The 19,621-nt window shown below is 46.0% G+C and carries 17 protein-coding genes; 11 read left to right on the top strand and 6 right to left on the bottom strand.

All coding sequences use genetic code 11. The features are described 5' to 3' along the window. The first annotated feature begins 94 nt into the window (after positions 1–94). The 3 genes from BBI11_RS15285 to BBI11_RS15275 are packed head-to-tail and all read left to right on the top strand — an operon-like array spanning position 95 to position 2,678. The gene (locus BBI11_RS15285) at positions 95–835 is read left to right on the top strand and encodes a metal ABC transporter ATP-binding protein (protein ID WP_068465424.1); all 741 of its coding nucleotides are present in this window, start codon (positions 95–97) and stop codon (positions 833–835) included. A gap of 1 nt (position 836) precedes the next feature. Beyond that, complete coding sequence (locus BBI11_RS15280) at positions 837–1,700, top strand: metal ABC transporter permease (RefSeq protein WP_068465422.1); 864 nt, start codon at positions 837–839, stop codon at positions 1,698–1,700. A 15-nt stretch (positions 1,701–1,715) separates the two neighbouring features. Continuing rightward, positions 1,716–2,678, top strand: a complete 963-nt coding sequence (locus BBI11_RS15275; protein ID WP_083389129.1) for a metal ABC transporter solute-binding protein, Zn/Mn family — start codon at positions 1,716–1,718, stop codon at positions 2,676–2,678. Between the two features lie 383 nt (positions 2,679–3,061). Here BBI11_RS15275 and BBI11_RS15270 read toward each other — a convergent pair whose 3' ends face one another. Then, positions 3,062–4,090 carry a YeiH family protein gene (locus BBI11_RS15270; protein WP_083389128.1) on the bottom strand — a complete coding sequence of 343 codons (1,029 nt, stop codon included), beginning with the start codon at positions 4,088–4,090 and terminating at the stop codon, positions 3,062–3,064. Between the two features lie 111 nt (positions 4,091–4,201). On the opposite strand from BBI11_RS15270, the gene BBI11_RS15265 reads away from it, so the two are divergent. From BBI11_RS15265 to BBI11_RS15255, 3 genes are all read left to right on the top strand, one after another. Next, positions 4,202–5,086: a LysR family transcriptional regulator gene (locus BBI11_RS15265; RefSeq protein ID WP_068465421.1), complete on the top strand. Its 885-nt coding sequence runs from the start codon at positions 4,202–4,204 to the stop codon at positions 5,084–5,086. A gap of 141 nt (positions 5,087–5,227) precedes the next feature. Further along, positions 5,228–5,698 (top strand): peptide-methionine (S)-S-oxide reductase, encoded by a 471-nt coding sequence (locus tag BBI11_RS15260; protein WP_068465419.1) that lies wholly within the window; start codon positions 5,228–5,230, stop codon positions 5,696–5,698. A 21-nt stretch (positions 5,699–5,719) separates the two neighbouring features. Then, positions 5,720–6,100, top strand: a complete 381-nt coding sequence (locus tag BBI11_RS15255) for an ion channel (protein WP_068465416.1) — start codon at positions 5,720–5,722, stop codon at positions 6,098–6,100. Between the two features lie 64 nt (positions 6,101–6,164). Here the strand turns inward: BBI11_RS15255 and BBI11_RS15250 are convergent, their stop codons facing one another. Continuing rightward, positions 6,165–6,992, bottom strand: a complete 828-nt coding sequence (locus tag BBI11_RS15250) for an SDR family oxidoreductase (protein ID WP_068465414.1) — start codon at positions 6,990–6,992, stop codon at positions 6,165–6,167. A gap of 236 nt (positions 6,993–7,228) precedes the next feature. On the opposite strand from BBI11_RS15250, the gene BBI11_RS15245 reads away from it, so the two are divergent. The 5 genes from BBI11_RS15245 (at position 7,229) to BBI11_RS15225 (ending at position 14,987) form a co-directional block, all read left to right on the top strand. Further along, positions 7,229–8,563, top strand: a complete 1,335-nt coding sequence (locus BBI11_RS15245; RefSeq protein WP_068465412.1) for a hypothetical protein — start codon at positions 7,229–7,231, stop codon at positions 8,561–8,563. Positions 8,564–8,777: 214 nt separating this feature from the next. After that, positions 8,778–9,338, top strand: coding sequence for an MEDS domain-containing protein (locus tag BBI11_RS15240; RefSeq protein ID WP_083389127.1), 561 nt, complete (start codon positions 8,778–8,780; stop codon positions 9,336–9,338). Positions 9,339–9,475: 137 nt separating this feature from the next. Beyond that, entirely contained in the window at positions 9,476–10,333 is an 858-nt protein-coding gene (locus tag BBI11_RS15235) for a GAF domain-containing protein (RefSeq protein WP_068465410.1), read from the top strand. 164 nt (positions 10,334–10,497) lie between these two features. Next, complete coding sequence (cls, locus tag BBI11_RS15230; RefSeq protein ID WP_068465407.1) at positions 10,498–11,901, top strand: cardiolipin synthase; 1,404 nt, start codon at positions 10,498–10,500, stop codon at positions 11,899–11,901. 230 nt (positions 11,902–12,131) lie between these two features. Next, entirely contained in the window at positions 12,132–14,987 is a 2,856-nt protein-coding gene (locus BBI11_RS15225) for an ATP-binding protein (RefSeq protein ID WP_068465404.1), read from the top strand. A gap of 82 nt (positions 14,988–15,069) precedes the next feature. On the opposite strand, the gene BBI11_RS15220 is transcribed toward BBI11_RS15225, so the two are convergent. From BBI11_RS15220 to BBI11_RS15205, 4 genes are read right to left on the bottom strand one after another with little or no spacing between them, the layout of a single operon-like run. After that, positions 15,070–15,426, bottom strand: coding sequence for a response regulator transcription factor (locus BBI11_RS15220; RefSeq protein ID WP_068465403.1), 357 nt, complete (start codon positions 15,424–15,426; stop codon positions 15,070–15,072). Between the two features lie 18 nt (positions 15,427–15,444). After that, a complete protein-coding gene (locus BBI11_RS15215; RefSeq protein WP_068465402.1) occupies positions 15,445–16,842 on the bottom strand; it encodes a glycosyltransferase family 2 protein in 1,398 nt (465 codons plus the stop codon). Then, positions 16,842–17,891 carry a HEAT repeat domain-containing protein gene (locus BBI11_RS15210; RefSeq protein WP_068465400.1) on the bottom strand — a complete coding sequence of 350 codons (1,050 nt, stop codon included), beginning with the start codon at positions 17,889–17,891 and terminating at the stop codon, positions 16,842–16,844. The genes BBI11_RS15215 and BBI11_RS15210 overlap by 1 nt, the downstream gene beginning before the upstream one ends. Further along, entirely contained in the window at positions 17,888–19,507 is a 1,620-nt protein-coding gene (locus BBI11_RS15205) for a diguanylate cyclase (RefSeq protein WP_068465398.1), read from the bottom strand. The genes BBI11_RS15210 and BBI11_RS15205 overlap by 4 nt, the downstream gene beginning before the upstream one ends. Positions 19,508–19,621 lie beyond the last annotated feature (114 nt).

Genomic DNA, 19,621 nt, shown 5'->3' with positions numbered 1-19,621 from the left:
TCATTATTTATTTTACTTTTCACGCAAAAAGGATTAAGATGGATTAAAGTTTCCTTTGGGAAACAATATTCACATTAGGAAAGAGGGTGAGGGCATGATCCATGCACTTGCGATAAAAAATGTAACGGTTTCCTATCATGGTCGGTCCGCAATCGAGGCCATTGACTTAACATTGGAACAGGGAAATATATTAGGGATTATTGGCCCAAACGGAGCTGGCAAATCCACTTTACTGAAAGCGATACTGAACTTGATCACTGTTGATTCGGGTTCAATCAACATATTGGGTGGGAGCTTAAAGGAAAATCGCAACCGTATTGCCTATGTTCCTCAGCGAAACCAATACGATTGGGATTTTCCGATTCACGTGATGGATGCGGTGTTAATCGGGACCTATCCGTCTTTAGAAATATTCAAGCGGCCAAAGAAAAGCGACAAGGCTTGGGCACTGGAATGCTTAGAGAAAGTCGGTTTGGCGCAGTACGCGAACCGGCAGATCGGCGAGTTGTCCGGAGGCCAGCAGCAACGGGTTTTTCTCGCACGGGCTTTGGCTCAAAAAGCGGACTTGTTTTTCCTGGACGAACCTTTTGTCGGAATTGACATCGCAAGTGAGGAAATGATTGTGAAGCTATTGAAAGATTTACGCGACGAGGGCAAAACCGTCGTCGTGGTCCATCACGATTTGGGCAAAGCCAAGGAATATTTCGATGAATTGCTGCTATTGAATAAACAACTCGTACAGTTCGGGCGTCCGGCTGAAGTCTTGCGCCCTGAAGTTATGCGAAAAGCTTATGAAAGCGAATTGGCTTTCTTGTTTGAAGCGGGGGTGAGCTGATATGGCATTTATCGAAGGGATTATGCAATATGACTTTTTGCAAAAAGCCTTGCTTACTTCTGTAATGGTCGGCATCATTTGCGGTGCTATTGGCTGTTTCATTATTTTAAGAGGCATGGCGCTGATGGGGGATGCCATTTCCCACGCGGTGCTTCCGGGTGTGGCGATTTCATACGCGCTGGGCATCAACTTTTTCTTTGGGGCGGTATTTACAGGCGTATTGACGGCGATGGCGATTGGATTTGTGAGCCAAAACAGCCGGATCAAACAGGATACGTCCATTGGGATTATGTTCACAGCGGCATTTGCGATGGGGGTCATCCTCATTACGGTGCTAGAAAGCAGTACGGACCTCTACCATATTCTATTCGGCAATGTCTTAGCCGTGCGCCCATCGGATATGTGGATCACGCTGGTGATCGGGCTGGTCGTACTGGGCTCCATTTATTTGTTCTATAAAGAATTGCTGGTGACGTCTTTCGACTCGGTGATGGCCAGCGTCTACGGCTTACCGGTTCGGCTCATCCATTATTTCTTGATGGCCTTACTGACGATGGTCACGGTCGCTTCTCTTCAAACAGTAGGAATCGTTTTGGTAGTGGCCATGCTGATTACGCCTGCCGCGACGGCGTATCTTCTGACAGACCGGCTCTCCACCATGGTGTTCTTGGCATCTACCATAGGAGCAGTGTCAGCAGTAATTGGCTTGTACTTTAGCTACACTTATAATTTAGCCTCTGGGGCAACCATTGTATTGGCAGCAACCGCGTTGTTTATCATCGCGTTTGTCTTTTCTCCGAAGCACGGCCTGCTTTGGAAAAAAATAAACAGCAAGAAAAAACAATCAGAACTAGCGAAGCTATAGAAAAGGAGAATGATGATGAAAAAAATAGTGAAGACGAAAAACAGGATAGGGGCGTCGATAGCATTTCTTTTGCTGATGGCGCTTTTGGCTGGATGTACCGGGAATGAAGAACAAGACGCTTCTGCTAATGGAGGCGAAGATACGTTACAAGTCGTGACTACTTATTCCATCCTTTACGACATTGTGAAAAATATCGGTGGTGACCAGATAGAAATCCACAGCCTGGCACCGATCGGGTCCAATCCGCATGAATACGAACCTTTGCCACAAGATCTGCAGAAAACGACGGATGCCGATTTGGTATTTTACAACGGCTTGAACTTAGAGGCAGGAAATTCGTGGTTTGAAAAATTATTGGACACGTCCGGAAAAGCCGGCGAAGCTGCTCCTGTCTACCGATTAAGTGAAGGAGTAGAGCCGATGTACTTGACGACGGAAGGCAAAGAGGGTGAAGAAGACCCGCATGCTTGGCTCGATATCCAGAACGGCGTTCAGTATGCAGAAAATGCGCGTGATGCTTTTATTGAAATCGATCCGGACCATCAAGACATCTACGAGCAGAACGCGGAAGCTTATATCAGCCAATTGGAAGAGCTTCATCAGGAAGCGGTTGATCAATACAGCAAAATTCCACAAGACGAGCGCGTATTTGTGACAAGTGAAGGGGCTTTCAAGTATTTCAGCAAAGCTTACGACTTCCAGGCTGAATATATATGGGAAATCAACCAAGAAAACCAAGGAACGCCAAACCAGATCACGCGCGTGCTGGACATTATTGAAGAACAGAATATCGAAGGCTTGTTCCTAGAAACAAGTATCGACCCGCGCAGCATGGAGATGGTGGCAAGAGAAACCGGAGTGGACATCAAAGGCAAGGTCTTTACCGATTCCATCGGCAAGCCCGGTGAAGATGGCGATACTTACCTGAAGATGATGCAATGGAATATCGATACGATTCTAGAAGGACTGACAAACTGAGCGTGCGTCTATCCTGTTGTATGGAAAATAAAAAAGGGGCAATGGCGTAAGCCGTTGCCCCTTTTCAGGTTGTCGAGAAGGGGGAAAAGTCGTATTTTCCGAAGCTTATCGCTCGCTTTCCGTGGGCTCGCGCCCAAGCCTCCTCAGCCGCTGCGCGTCTTGCGGGGTCTCGGTCGTCTCGCTGATCCACTGGAGTCGAGCGAACACTTCTCTAAATACTTAGAGAAGTCATTGAATATTGGATATAGAAAAAGATTTTCTTTCATAATCGATAGAGAACCATAGACTTCTTTAACACTCTGAAGGGGCAATGGCGTAGTAGCCGTTGCCCCTTTTTCTTGGATATGGATCAATCTTCGCAGATTGTGTGCCGCAGCATCCGCTTATAGCGTAAAGAAAGTAAGGATAGAAATGGAGAGCGAGACAATCGTCATGACGGCTAAAGGCAGCAATGCGCGTTCTTTTACGTCTTTCAAGCTCACATTCAAGCCCAAACCGACCATCGCAGCCGTCAAAAGCCACGTGGTAAGAATCGAGATGAAATCCATCGCGGCTTCAGATACCGGGATGATTGGCCCCAATACATAACTGCCGATGAGGCTCATGCCCATGAACCCGAGGAGAAACCAAGGGAATTCCACTTTGCCGGAGACATCTCCAGCAGGTGCTTTGCGCTTCATGATCCAGATGAAGATAAAGCAGACAGGGATCAATAAAAACACACGGCCCAATTTGGCAAGCAAAGCCATCGCAAGGCCCTCTTCACCAGCTGGCGCGCCGGCGAGGGCTACATGTGCGACTTCATGCAAGCTCATGCCCGCCCACATGCCGTATTCGATGTCTCCGATCGGCAAGAACGGGCGCAAAACGGTATAAGCGATGGCGAACACGGTCCCCATAAGTGCGATGATTCCAACACCGATTGCGGTATCTTCGTCTTTGGCTTTAATGATCGGGGCGACAGCAGCAATGGCAGCAGCACCGCAAATGCCGGTCCCTACCCCAAGGAGTAAGGAAATGTTGCGGTCGGCTTTGAAAAGCTTGGCCAACAACAAGATCCCAAAAATCGCCACAAGAACGACGGCAGCGTCTCTCGCCAAGAGGCCAAGCCCGTCTTCTAAAATAATATGGATATTCAACTTCAGCCCATACAAGATAATGGCCGCTCGAAGAAGCCGTTTAGAAGAAAAAGCGATGCCGCTTCGCAAACTTTCGGGATAACCGAACAATTGCCGATAAGCCACGGCAATAATGATGGCGCAAGCCAATTGGCCGATAAAATTGAAGCCTGGGACCAAAGCAAGCAAATATCCTAAAAATGCGATAAAAAATGTAAACAAGATGCCCTTGAACCAGGCATTACCTGGCAAAGAGCCGAAAAACTTACTGGACAATCGATTATTTGCTGACATATAAACACCTCTAGTTAATTGTACGAGCGCTTTATCTATAAGTATAATAAATATAAAATAATCTGATGATAAGTAAGAGTTATCGTTGATAAAGCGAAGGGAGACGAAGAGATGAATCAGGCGTTAGAAGTATTTATCAAAGTGGCAGAGGAAAAAAACTTCTCAAATGCAGCTAAGCGATTGCATATGAGCCAGCCAGCGGTGAGCCAGTACATTCGAGGGTTAGAAGAAGAGTTAGGCGTTCAATTGTTAGAGCGAACCAATAAATACGTCCGATTGAACAAAGCGGGCGAAATCGTGTATCAGCATGCCATAAAAATGGCCAAAATCGATGAACGAATGCGTCATTTAGTGGAGGACTTAAGCACAGTAGCTGCAGGGAAATTGGCGGTGGGGGCCAGTTACACATTTGGCGAGTACATTTTGCCGAGTATTTTAGCCCAGCTCAAAAAAGCATTTCCACATATTGAAGTTGAAGTGACCATCGGAAATACCGCCTCCATCGCAGAAGCCGTATCAAAACATGTGTTGGATATCGGGATTGTAGAAGGCCATCACAAAGAGCATGTGCAATTGCATACAGAAATCTTCGCTGAAGACCAGATGGTGATTTTCGCCTCCGTCCACCATCCACTGGTTCGCCGTGGCGGGAAAGTCACGATGGCTGAACTCCGCGAACAGGAATGGGTATTGCGTGAAGAAGGGTCCGGAACACGAGAAGCCGCAGAAAACATCTTCGCCGAACATCGTTTTCGCCCAGCCACTTTCATGCAATTCAGCAGCACCCAGCCCATCAAAGCCATGATCGAAGCAGGGACCGGGATTAGTGTGTTATCGGAATGGGCCATCGAAAAAGAAGTGCGCCACGGGGAACTGGCGATACTGGATGTAGAAGGCATGCCTTATCCTAGAAAATTTTCACTTGTGACAAATTCTCATTTCCAGACGAAGGCTTTATCGGTCTTTATCGACATGGTCAAAAGGCAAGCTCGGTAAAGCGTACCGACAAGCTTCGAGTGATGGACAAAAACCCAATCACTGGCTTGGAATAAATAGCTCGCCGTGAGAAAATCGAGATCACCGTGCTTCACTGCGCGAGCCGACGAAACAGTAAAAAACGGGAAAGAGGAAGCTATCATGGAAACAATCTATTTTGCAGGCGGATGCTTATGGGGTGTCCAAGCATTTATCAAAACATTGCCCGGCGTCGAATCCACTGAAGCGGGACGGGCCAATGGCAGAACGCAGACACTTGAAGGCGAGTACGACGGCTATGCGGAATGTGTCAAAACGATATTTAATCCGGCGCAGGTTTCGGTCGAGGAATTGATGGGCTATCTCTTTGAAATCATCGATCCCTATAGCGTCAATAAACAAGGAGAGGATGTTGGCGAGAAATACAGAACCGGTGTCTATAGCGAAATTCCCGAGCACTTAACGGCGGCGAAAGCCTTCATTAAGGAAAGAGCGGATTCGGCAAGCATTGCAGTCGAAGTCATGCCGCTTGAAAATTACGTGAAGAGTGCAGAAGAGCATCAGGACCGGCTAGCCAAATGTCCAGATGATTATTGCCATATTCCTCAAGCGATGTTATCCAAGTATCTATAGAAGAAAAGGAGTATGGAGCTTATGATTTCACTTGCACTGACATTGAAACGATTACTATCAGCTATTTTCAGGACCGGGAAAGATCCACTATTCCGGACCTTGCTGCTGACTTTGGCGTTTATCGTGCTTTCGGGTACTTTGTTCTATTATCAAATAGAAGGATGGCCATTGTTCGACGCCTTCTATTTCGCTTTCGTCAGTCTGATTCCGACCGGAGTCGATACCGGTCTCATCCCTAGTGGCAACTTGAGCCGAAGCTTTACGATGATTTACTTGGCTGTTGGTGTCGGCGTGATGGTGATGGTGTTGATCAGGTTAGCCTATGCGGTAGTGAAATTAGAGCGTCCGGAAGAGTTTGGAACTCCTAAGTCTTCTCGGGAACTGCCGAACAAAGAACAATAGAAAGAACCCCGAACGGAATGCCGTGGAAAGCGGCTGTCGTTCGGGGTTCATTTTGTAATGAAGACTATTCTTTTGTTGTCGTCTTTTTCCAGCTTTCATCCATGACCATTTTGCCCGGCCACGTGTAAGCAGTGAGGCCGCCGTCCACTACGATGTCCTGGCCTGTCAAATAAGAGCTGTCGCTCGAGACGAGGAACAAGACCGTCGTGGCGATTTCTTTCGGCAATCCAAGACGCCCTAATGGAGCGAGCCATCTATTGCTTTCCCGGAATTCGCGTCCAGCTTCTTCCTCTTTCGACCCGGCAAGTTCATCGATCAGGGGTGTTTCGATCGTCCCAGGGGATACGGAATTGGCGCGAATGCCGGACCGGCCGTATTCGATGGCGATGGATTTCGTGAAATTGATAATGCCGCCTTTCGCTGCGTTATAGCCCGAGCGGTCCAGATCCGCGAAGCTGCCGGACATAGAGGCGTTGTTGACGATCGCGCCGCCATTATCCATCATAAGCGGAATGAAATACTTACTCATCAGGAACGTGCCGCGCAAGTCAGTAGCCGTGATGTCGTCGAACAAATCAACCGGGTACTCATGAACCTTTCCGCCTTCTTGGTCGATGCCGGCGTTATTGAACAATGCATGCACGCTTCCATACTGTGCTTTTACTTGATCCGCGAAAGCAGTGACTTCTTCTTCCTTGGCGATATTCACTTGGAAGCTTTTTGCCGTGCCGCCGCTTTCGTTGATTTTTGCTACAGTTTCCTGCAACTCGTCTTCTTTAATATCTGCCAGCAGGACAATGGCGCCTTCTTCTGCAAAAACTTCCGCTGTCGCTTTTCCGATGCCGGTAGCAGCACCTGTAATGACGGTAACTTTATTTTGTAATTTACCCAAAATGTATTCCTCCTCTAAAAGAATGCCAGGATTAACTTCCAGCGTTTTACTGTATCCATCATTCTTGCTCTTCCTCAAATACCACGCATGCCTGCTGTTAAACCGCCTTTTTCGATGTAACCGTTTCAACGAAAAAAGTTTTTTAAAGAAAGTTGAAAATAAGTGATCTAAATACAATCCCACTCCGTTGAGCTTATAAGAAAACAAAACAGAACAAAAAAAGAGGAGCGGTTTGAATGAAAATGAAAAAGCTTTTATTACCAGTAGTAGGGGCATCACTTTTGGTGCCAGGGATCGGATCGAGCGTATTGGCAGCTGAACAAGCACCGCCAACAGAAACAACAGGTGTGGAACTTCGTACAGCATTGGACTCATTACTATCTGAACATTATGCACTCGCAGTTGACTCCATGATGAAAATTTACGACGGAGACGAAGCGGCAGATGAAGCCATCGCAGCTCTTGATGAAAACGCAGCCGATATGGAGCCGGTTATCGCTTCTGTTTACGGTGAAGAAGGCGGAGCAGCTTTCGTTGAAATCTTCGACAAACACAATATGGGCACAGACGATTACGCAGCAGCCGTGAAAGCGGATGACGAAGCGATGCAAGAAGAAGCATTGATGCAAATTCAGTCTTTTGTCGATGAAATGGGCGAATTCCTAGGTACAGCAACAGAAGGTAATCTTCCTGAAGACGGCGCAACAGCAGCCCTTCGCGAGCATGAAGATTATGTGCAAGATACTTTTGATCTATATGTAGAAGGTGATTATGAAGCGTCTTACACAAACTACCTTGAAGGATTCAAGCAAATCTTCGGAGCTGGTAGTGCAATCAGTGGTGCCATTTCCGTTCAATTCCCGGATCAGTTCTCTGACCCGAATACGCCAGCTGGCGACTTCCGTTCGACAGTAAACCGTATTGCAGCAGAACACTTCGCTCTTGCACAATTGAGCATGACAAAAGGCTTTAATGGATCAGCTGACTTTGATTTCGTCAACTGGGCACAAGACCAAAACACTGAAGAGTTCCGTTCTGCACTAGCTTCAGTATATGGTGAAGAAGCAAGCAACCAGTTCGTGAAAATTTGGAACAACGAGCACATCACGGTTCAAGGCGACTTGGCTAACGCTACAGCTTCAGAAGACCAGCAAGCGAAAGACCAAGCTTTGTCTACATTGACGAGCACATTTGCTACAGATCTTGGAACATTCTTGAACCAAGCTACTGAAGACCGCATGCCTTTGGATGAAACCATTGCAGGTGTGGAAGCACACGAACAATCAGTGATTGATACATTCCAACAGTATGTAGATGGTGACTATGCAGCATCTTATGACACTTACCGTGCAGGCTATGCGATCATGTTTGATATCGGTAAAGGTTTGAGCGCTTCTATTGTCGATCAGTTCCCGGAAGTTTTCGAAAACACAGCACCTGAAAAAATGCCTTCAACTGGATTCGGTGGTACTGCTAACCAGTCCAACACAATGATCCTGTGGGTTGCACTTAGCGCATTGATCTTCATGGCAGCTGGAACACTAACGTATCGTCAAACTAAAAAACAATAATGTTTTCTAAAAAAAGAGAGCCTCGGCTCTCTTTTTTTATGTTCGTATGTACAATCGTGAGAGCGCTTTACTTGGTCCTTTTTAAATAGACAATGGATCAGAAGAGCGAAATAAGCGCATGTAAATATAAAATAATGGTATAATTCAATGATAATGAACGCTGTTTTCCATAAACTGTTAGCGGATTATCAGCGGAAGAAAGAAGGTCGTCCGTTTGGAATATACGATGAACGAATTGCTTGAAACCCAACGTAATGTCCATGTCCTGTATGCATACAACGGAGCGGAAAATTACCTGCAGCAGCTCCTCAATTACATAGAAGAAGGTGTAGCGGCAGGGGACCACGTCTTAATCGTCGAAAACGAGCGCGTGACAAAAAAACTTGAAGCGCTATTGGCGAAAACTTACAACGAAACCCAACGAAGCCAAGTGCATTTTGTGAACAGTTTGCAATTTTATTGGTCAACTGGAAGTTATCATCCGCCCGCCATTCATCAATATTTCACCAAAACGGTAGAGCCTTTCATTAAAAGTAACCAGGCTTTCCGTTCATGGGCTCATGTGGAATGGGAAAGTGTCAAAGAACCATTATTCCTGATTGAAGATTTCGAGAAAATGGCCGATCGGGCTGTGAACGAATACGCCTTTCCATTAATATGTGCTTACGAAAAACAGCGAATGCCGCGTCATTTGACGGAAAGCCTAATGAGAACCCATCCATATGTATTGCTAGAAGACGATTTGGTCGCTTCCAATCAGTATCAATCTACATAAAGCCGGGATCTGGGCAATTGCCGATCCGGGCTTTTTTAATGGCGCTAGGCCTGTACATTGCAATCAAAGAACAGCTTATAGTATCGTTAATACAATTCGCCTGTGTATTCGGGCGCATCGAATAGAGGAGGGATTATATGCACTATCAATCAATCGGCCCTTCCAGAAAATTTCAGAACTTCAATGATGCAGCAAACCAAGTATTAAGTATGCTGAGTCGTCAAATGGAGATTAATACGCTTTTTATAGCTGAAAATGATGGAAAAACCAATACAATCAAGAAAGCGTTTAATAGAAATGAAGAACTGGTGGTAGAAAACAGTCAGTCCCCGCTGGATCAAACTTTTTGTAGTTTGGCGATTAATGCCGGGCAGGAGCCGCTATGGATCGAAGACATCGCCGCGGATGAAGGGGCCAGCACCTTGCCCATCGCCTCTCAATTCGGCAACGGGGCATTTATCGGCATTCCGATTTATTACGAAAATGGAGATGTCTATGGCACAATTTGTGGCTTGGACAAGCATCCGTTTCATTTCACACACCAGCAGCAGGAAATGTTTGAGATGATGTCGTCTTTACTAAGCTATATTCTCGAACTCAACAAAGCCCAGCAGGAAATTCAAACTTTGTCCTCGCCGCTTGTGCCTTTATCAGACGGCATCTCCATCTTGCCGATCATCGGCCACATTACGCTTGAAAGAGCTTACCAATTAATCGATGATGTGGTGATGAAAGCAAGTGAAGGCATAGATTTTCTGATAATGGATTTTTCTGGCATCACTCAAATCGATCCACGCATCGAACAGCCTTTATTGGATTTGATCAAAGCCTTGAAAATCATGGGGATCACTCCGATCATTACAGGGATTTTGCCAGCAATGGCCATGCAAGTGCCGCATTTTGCCCATTCGCTAAAAGGGGAACGAATGGAAGCTACGCTGAAAATAGCGATTGAGCAACTGGGCTTTATGTTGGTGCCGAAACAACACTCTTAACTGCGAAAACTTGTACAGCCTAAAGTGCATGACCTGGTCAAAAGCATTCTTCCAGGTTTTTTGGCTGTTTGCTGATTGATAAGCATGCCGCAGTAAAGTGAGGAGGGATTGCCATTTCTTTTGAATGGTGGAGCACTTTAAGTAATGTTTTTATCATCATTAATATGGTCTTGGCGTTCTTTATCTTGTTTTTCGAACGGAAAACAGCTTCTTCTGCCTGGGCATGGATTCTCGTCTTGTTTTTTATCCCAGTTCTTGGATTCGTGCTTTATTTGCTGTTTGGCAAGCCTTTGCGGAAAGAACGGTTAAATCGGCCAGTTGCTTATGACAACCCTGTCTTTAGGGAACGCCTAAGCCGTCAGCGCCTCGAGTTGCAGTCAGGCCATTTCACAGCACCCTCGCCTCTTGCGGCCGAATGGCAAGACCTTATCCAGATGAATGCCATCCGAACCGACGCGCCGTTATCCAAAGCCAGCAATATCCAGGTATTCAACGACGGACATCGTAAGTTTGAGGCGTTGTTTAACGATATACGCCAAGCCCAACACCATATTCACCTGCAGTATTTCATCCTAAATGACGATGACTTGGGGCGGCGTCTTGTCTCGCTGCTCACCGAAAAAGCACAGCAAGGCGTAAAGGTATTGTTTTTATATGATGCCCTGGGCTCAAGTAGTTTGCCAAAGCATTTTTTTGATGAATTCGAAAAGTCCGGAGGGAAGACAGCGGCCTTTTTACCGGCCATGCTTGCGAGCATCAATCCTAGATTCAATCACCGCAATCATAGGAAGTTGGCGGTCTTGGACGGGGCAGTCGGCTATATCGGCGGATTTAATGTCGGAGATGAATACATCGGAGAGAAAAAAGAGTTCGGTTATTGGCGCGATACACACCTGAGGCTAGAAGGGGAAATTGTCCATTCTCTCCAAAACCGCTTTTTCATCGATTGGAATCAAGCGGCTGAACACTACCCGATGAAATATCAGGAAGCCTATTTCCCGAAAATGAAGGAAGTTGGGGGAGCGGCGATGCAAATCGTAGCGAGTGGCCCATTGGAAATGCGCGAAGACATTAAAAATGGATACTTAAAAATGATTCATCACGCTCGAACATCGGTGTACTTGCAGACGCCGTATTTCATTCCGGATAAATCGATCATGGATGCACTTCGCACGGCATCGCTTGGCGGCGTCGATGTGCAACTCATGATTCCGCATCAAGCGGATCATGTCTTTGTCCATTCGGCTACCTTAGCATTTGCCCGTGAACTGCTCGAAGACGGAGTCAAGGTCTATAGCTATAAAAATGGATTTTTGCATGCCAAAACGCTTGTAGTGGATGGGCAAACATATTCCGTTGGCTCGGCCAATATGGACGTGCGCAGCTTCACCTTGAACTTCGAATTGAATGCTTTCGTGTATGATGCCGAGTCAGCGGCAGAAATGGCAGACCTCTTCCGCCACGACCGGAAGCTGTCCGTTGAATTGACGGAATCCTACTTCAAGGAACAACATTGGATAGACAAGGCGAAGCAAAATATTGCCAAATTGGTTTCGCCAATCCTATAGCATCAGCAATGAACGTATGGATCATTAAAATGTGCCGCCCCAGCCGTCGCGTACAAGGCTGGGGCGGATTTTTTTATGTTTATCCTTTGAAAAAAATAAAGGTTCCTTTTTAGTGAAAAAATGATTTTTTGAAATGTTGATATTGTATACTAGTAGCAGAAGCGAAAGTATAGGTTAAATTTTGAAGAAAATAAGTCATAAGGAATCACTGACTTAAAGGAGGGGGATTTATGGAAAAGTTGCGCGAAAAAGGCATCCGGTATAAATACTTGAGGCTGACAGTGTCGTCTTTGATTGTTTGTTCTCTTATGATTGCTGGAATTTATTTTTATATGAACTTGCAGCAAGAAGAAACCCAAGCAGAACAAGATAAGCTTGTCGATAAACAAGAAACGCTTCAAGATCTCGCCGATTCACTGAATCAATTGTTCTTTCGTTCGAGAGGGTATTTTGCGTTTCAGAACCAGAATGAACTGAGTCTGGCGTATGTAGAACTGGAGAAGGTGAAGGACTCGCTCGATCGAGTGAATGAATTGTCTATCAACGATCAAGAGCGAGAGCAAATCTTAGAATTGACAGCATTTATAAAAGAGTTTGAGGCAGAAATTTTTCCAGCGGCGTTGGAAGCGATAGATAATGATGATTACGAAAGGCTGCGGGAGTTATCTCGTGGCGGAGCGAGCGCAGCGGTGAATGAATTCGTGGCATTTGCGGATGAGTATGAAGCCAATACTGAACAGACGCTCGACCAATTAAATCGGGACATGGCAAGGCAAACAGAGAACTTTGCTTTCGCCTTGATTGGTTTATTTGTCTTATTTTTCCTCATCACGGCTTTTGTCATTCTGCGTGCGTTAAGCGACATCATTAAGCCGCTTGAAACGATGAGGTCCTCTATTGATGGCTTTATCGAAGGGGAAGAAGTATCCTATACGCCATTAAAGCGAAAAGATGAAATCGGCATTCTCTCAAGTGAGTTTTACCGGATGGTGACGACGATCCAAAAAAACCAAGAAGAACTCACTGCGAGAAACCAAGTCCTCGTGCTCAACAAAGAGGAATTGCAAGAACAACAAGGGAAGTTAAAAGATTCACTGACCGAAATCGAGAAAACCAAAAACCGCTTATTGCGATTCAACGATTTGAACCATATTCTTTCGCTTACACTGAGCGAACAGAAGTTGATAGAAGGAACTTTGGATTATTTTGATGATTCTTATGACATTGATACCGGTGTTTTATGGCTTCCGGGTTCCGATGAGTATGCGTTGAAAGGCTTCACGCCTTCCATGTTTGGCCTATTTAAGGAAAAGCAAATGGCTTATATCATGGAACGGCTGAAGACCGCTGATGCCTTCACGATGAAGCGCGAAGCGGACGAGGAAAAAGGATTTACGGCGGGCAAGGTATATGTTTATGACCTGTACACCACGGTCAAAAATGAGTCGGACGAGGCAATCGTCATCCTTGGACTATCACGTTTGGGTAGACCATTTTCAGAAGAAGAACAACAGGACATCCATGGCCTGCTTAAACGTCTTCACTTAGCCATCGACCGCATTCAGTTGTATGAAGCGGCTGTTCACGAGCGTACGTTGAACGAGCGGATCATTAATAACATCAACGAAGGCATTCAATTTATCGCGAAAAACGGCGATATGGTCCAGCATAACGATACGATGTGCACAATGTTAAGCTGCGGAGATATTTCACTCGATACAAAAGTTTCGCAGGACAGCTGGATTGCCCGCATGACAGAGCAAACGACCAAGCCAGAAGACATGGCGGACTTTTTGAATAGCTGCCTGCGTCAAAAGGAAAACAAGTCGAATACGTTCCAATACACGGTGAAAGCACCTTACGAACGAGTCATCGATGTCTACAGCACGCCAGTAATCGTCGATAATGAACGTACGGGAACGATTTTTGTCCACCGGGATATTACACGAGAGCACGAAGTGGACAAGATGAAATCTGAACTTGTCAGCACCGTCAGCCACGAATTGCGTACACCTTTGTCGAGTGTGCTTGGGTTTACGGAGCTCTTGCTGAACAAACAATTGAAGCCTGAAAAACAAGTTCGCTACTTAAAGACCATTTATAAAGAAGCGAAACGATTGACCAATTTGATCAATGACTTTTTGGACTTGCAACGAATGGAGTCTGGAGATCAAGTGTACCGAATGGAAAAATTATCGATGAACGAATTGATTATCGAGACGGCAGAGAAATTCCGGACTCAATCGATGCATTCGGTCGTCTTTGTGGATGATGCGTCAGACGTAACGGTTGAAGGCGATAAAGAGCGCCTTGCGCAGGTCTTGATGAACTTGATCGGCAATGCCATTAAGTTTTCCCCACAAGGCGGCAACGTCACTGTTTGCATGAAAAATAATTTCAATGCGCTCCGCGTATCGATCAAAGATGAAGGAATCGGTATTCCTGCTGAGGACATTCCGAAGCTGTTCTCGAAATTCCAGCGCATCGACAATAGTTCGCGCCGTAAGATTGGCGGAACGGGATTGGGCCTTGCGATTTGCCAGGAAATCATCGTCAAGCATGACGGGAAGATTTGGATCGAGTCGCAAGAAGGCGAAGGCACAACAATTCATTTCGAACTGCCTTTGCAATCATCGGAGCCGCAAGAGTATAGCGTGCACGAAGGCGTCGAAGAAAACCCGCCTGTCATGATTGTAGAAGACGATATGAGTCTCGCTCTATTGTTATCAGAAGAATTGAAAGTGAACGGTTTTAAAGTGATTTACCATACTTCGCCGAAAGAAGCTTTTAAAGAAGCAAAACGGACGCCATTGGTTGGTGCCGTGATCGATATTATGCTCGGCGAGGAACTGAACGGATGGGATCTGGTGGATATGATGAAAGCAGACGCTGCTACGCAAAATATTCCGATTGTTATCTCTTCTGCACTAGATCCAACGGATGATTCGGGACAGATCGATAAAATCAATCATTATTTGACGAAGCCATATGCGCCAGTGAATTTGTCCAAAGTCATGAAAAAACTATTGGATGGCCAAGAGCAAAATGGCGTCATCTTCTACGCTACACAAGGCAGTACGGATTGATAAAAGCTTCTCAACAAGTAAACCCCGATGGAGAACAGGATGCCCTGTTCTCCATCGGGGTTATTTTGCGGCGTAAGCCAGCTTATACTTCCAATATTTCTTCGACTAGCGACAGCAATTCCATCGGGCTGAATGGCTTAGACATAAAATAATCCGCCCCATTCGAGATCGCTTTTTCCCGGTCTGCATCTTGTGCTTTAGCTGTTAGCATCATGACTTTAGTGTCGTTCTGTTCGCCTCGGACAGCCTCAAGCACTTCCATGCCCGTTAAATAAGGCATCATATAATCGAGTAAGACCAGGTCGTAGTCAGTCGCCCTGATTTTTTCCAAAGCTTCTTTGCCATCTTCGGCTTCATCCATCTCAAAATCGTCTTCTAAAGTATCGACGATCAACGTACGCAAAATGTCTTCATCATCTGCGACCAATATTTTTTTCATAAAATTGCCTCCTTTAGGTTACGTAGAAATGCCTTTGCGTTTCATGTCTCCCCAATGAGCTTTTTTGCGGAACGCTGCGAAAATCCCCTGGACACGCCATAGCACCATAAGTGGGCGATACCAGAAGGCTTCGGTCAATGCCCAGAAATAAAGCTTCACCAAATGGGAGACATTTGGGTATTTGTGCAAGGTCAACTCTTCTAATAATACGGCCAATGCCGAAATAAGGGAACCGTAAAAAACTGTCACCAAGAACATGACACCGGCCACTTGTGGATCGACTAAAGCAAAGAAGAAGCCGCCGAAAATGATGAAATAACCAATAAATTCGAACACGGCGCCAAGCAATTCCACGAAGAGAAAATACGGCATGGAAAACAAGCCGATCGAGCCATATTTAGGGTTAAGCATCATCTTTCTATGGGTCCAAAGAGTTTCGAACAACCCACGCTGCCAGCGAATTCGTTGGGACTTAAGAACACCGAGTGAATCCGGGGCTTCTGTCCAACAGACAGGGTCTGGAATATATTCGATGCGCTGCTTAGATTTCTCTTCCCGCAGCAATCGATGCAGCCGGACAACCAGTTCCATATCCTCGCCGACCGTGTTTTTATTGTAGCCGCCAGCTTGAATGACCCGTTCTTTATTGAAGACCCCAAAAGCACCGGATACGATCAATAAGATGTTCAAATGGCTTAAAGCCAGGCGTCCGATCAAGAAAGCCCGGAAGTATTCCACGATTTGCATAAGAACAACCGGGCTTCTAGGAAGGCCAATAACTTCAACTTTGCTTCGCGAAATGGTCGAGCCGTTGGCGATGCGGACAGAACCGCCAGTAACAATGATTTGCCCGTCCGATTCGATGATCGGTTTCATGGTCTTGAGCAATCCGTCGTTCTCCAAAATAGAATCGCCATCAATGGCACAAAAATAGGGGAACGAAGAGAGATTGATGCCTGCATTCAAGGCATCCGCCTTTCCGCCATTCGCTTTTTTGATCAGCCGGATGTAGGGGAAGATGGACGATTGGTAGATGGACTCAATTTCTGCTGTTTCAATGTGCATGCGGACAGCGAAAGGAATTTTGGTCATTTTGAACTCTTCAATCATGCGCAAGGACGTATCATCCTTCGACCCATCATCGATGACGATGATTTCCTTCTCCGGGTATTCGAGTGCCAATAGCGAACGGACCGTGCTGACTACGCCGACTTCCTCGTTATAAGCAGGAACCAAGATCGATACGGGGTAAGTAGATTGATTGCGCAGGAAATCTTCGGTAGATTCCCTTTTATCCAGTTTGGTTTCCCTTTTCACTTTGCGGAAAGCAAGCGCGAAAAGCCCCAGGTAACTTAGGCTTGAAAAGAGCATATAAGCAATGACGATATAGGATACGATAAGCGCGGTTTCCTGCATTATTGTTCACTTCCTGAAAGAGAGGTTTTCCACTGATTCGCCATATCACGTGCATAACGATCGGGGTGGTTAGTTGAAAGGTGCGACAATAGGATGTCGCCGTCGGAAAACTGCGTCAAGGCCTCTGCGGCTGAATAACGTACCCACCAAACCGAGTCTCCCAGTAACTCGCTGAGCCGTTCCTTGTAGCGAGACAATTGCAAAGCCCCTGCAATCTGACTGGCAAACATGCGCTCCTGCCAAGAGTCTGAGCTGAAGAAAGGAGTCAATGAGCCGGGATCGTTCATGTATTGCAGATGAAGCAAAGCTTTCAAAGCTTGGATCCGCATTTCAGGGTCCTCATTTTCAAGCTCTTTTTCAATGCGCGGAAGAAACAGCATAATCCCCGCCATGCCGATATAAGATATAGCCGCATGCTTTAGCGCGGGACTGGCACTTGCATCAAGGGCAGCATCCAATTCATCCAGTTTCGTCAATTCGTCCAGCCGCTTAAAGACATCGATGTACAAGCGGGCCGGCGCTTCAGGAAATTTGGCCAATGCCGCAATCGCAACAGGTTCGTTCAATGAAGCGAGTGTTCGGATGAGCTGTTGGGTCTCTTGATCCAACTTAGAGTGTTTGTGAAGCTTTTCCTTGAGCTGCGGAATCAACGACGCCATCCGGAAGTCTTCGATAAAATACAAAGTGTTCATGCGCATCGCCCAGTTTCTTTGCTTCAATAGTTTAGCATAGCGTTGTGCGAGGTATTGTTCTGCCAAAGCGGTAATCTCATCCGAAGTAGGACCTGTTTTTGTCACTGCTACGTAATGGTTCAGCAAACGTTCAAGAACGGTTTGTTTATCGGGTGAGGCATCCAACTGTTGAAGGAAGCGGCGATCGCCTTGATCTATCATATAAGAGCTGAATGCATCTGTTAGGTCGTCATATTGCCGATCAACGGAAGATTCTTTCCGGTTCGTCCGCTGTTTTCGCCAAGCCAAAATTCCAAGCAAAACCAATTGGCCAATAAACAGTGAGAGACTGAGCATCCAGAAGAAAAATAGGTTCACTCGAACATCCTCTTCGTGAGCCGTTGAACGCGCGCCACTACTTCCTGTGCATAAAATGGTTTGACGATGTAATCATCCGCGCCGCTCTTCAGCGCCAAGATGATATCGGATTCATTGGTTCTCGACGTCAGCATGGAAATGACGATGTTATCGTGAGGATACTGAGTACGGATGTGGCTTAACACTTCCAAGCCGTCCATTTTTGGCATAACGCCATCCAATAAAATCATATAACTTTCCTCTGCGCGGTACCAATCGGATTCGACTAAGGCTAAGCCGTCCGCAAATTCTTCGATATGGATGTCAAACTCATCTGCTTTCCAGTTGGAAAAATGTTTTGAAACCAATTTCCGGACAAGAGAATCGTCATCCACAATAAGGATATTGAGCTTTCTCCGCACCTCTTTTTGCGCTGACTCATAAATCTTGGTCTGGTTTCTGCCATTTCTTTTTGCTTGGTACAAGGCTTGGTCCGCTGTCGTGATCAAGGTCTCTTGTTTTAAGCGGTATTCACTGACTCCAGCAGAAAACGAAATGCGAAAAGGTTCATGATTACCAATCTTGAAGTCGGTTGAATTGACCGCCTCGCGGATTCGTTCCACCACGGAAGCAGCAGATTGAGCTTTCGTTTCCGGAAGAATTAGCGCGAATTCTTCACCGCCGTATCGGAAGAAATAATCTGATTCCCGTTTTTTATCCAACAGGATGTCGCTGAATGTTTTCAACACTTCATCACCAGCGGGGTGGCCATAGTCATCGTTGACCTTTTTAAAATGGTCGAGGTCCAATAAGACCAGGGTAAAAGTTTTGCCGGTTCGTTCCGCTAGGTGGGTCATTTGCAGCAACACTTCATTGAAGCCTTTGCGGTTGCCGGCGCCCGTTAAGTCATCATAGCGAGTTCCTTGCAAGATAAGCTCCTGGCTATGTAGGCGGTTCATCATATAAGGAACGAAAAAGGCCATGTCTAATGGCTTCGCCAAAAAATCCGTAGCGCCGATTTGCATGGCACGAATCTGGTTATCCATCTGGTCATCCTCGCTGACAATGGCGATTGGGAGATGGCGGCTTCGCCCAGCTTCGTAAATACGGCTTACTAGGCCAAAGCCTTCAGCATCCGGAAAATGAAGGTCCAACAAGACCATTTGTGGATGTAGTGTGTAAAATAACTCCATTCCTTTTTGGCCATCCAAAGCGATGACAACCGGAATGCCTTGCTGTTCTAAGGTTTCTTTTACCTGAGCTGCGAATTCTGCATCGGGATCAATAATCAGCACAAGTGATTCGTCAACTGGGGGTGCAGGCTTTTGTGGAGGTTCCAAAATAGAGAGCTCTGCCGCTTTTTCGTTGTCTTCCACAGCAAAAAAGCTTCTCAACTGATCCATCATCGCTTGCAGAGACTCTATGGGCAACGAGTCGGTGCTGCTGTCTGAGTAAGCATCTAAATTTTTGCTGCAAAACTCGGACAAGTCCATGAGCCCGATCGTTCCTGCAGTGCCTTTCATCGTATGAAGAAAGCGGTAGATTTCTTTTTCTGGAACCATTTGAAGCGTTGTCCATTTTGCAAAATCGCGTTCCGTTCGATCTGCGAGTAAAGCTTTATAATCCGTCTGCGCCATTTTCTTCACCTTCTTCAAAAGAGTGTTTCTCAAGTTGATATTAGATTGATTTTCTGTGTGAATCTTCCAAATAAATACCATAATATTCAACTTTAAACTTGATAATAGATAATA

This window comes from Planococcus maritimus (genome assembly GCF_001687625.2).
Lineage (GTDB): Bacteria > Bacillota > Bacilli > Bacillales_A > Planococcaceae > Planococcus > Planococcus maritimus.
The sequence above is the reverse complement of the archived record's forward strand: the minus strand, read 5'-3'. Positions and strand labels throughout refer to the sequence as shown.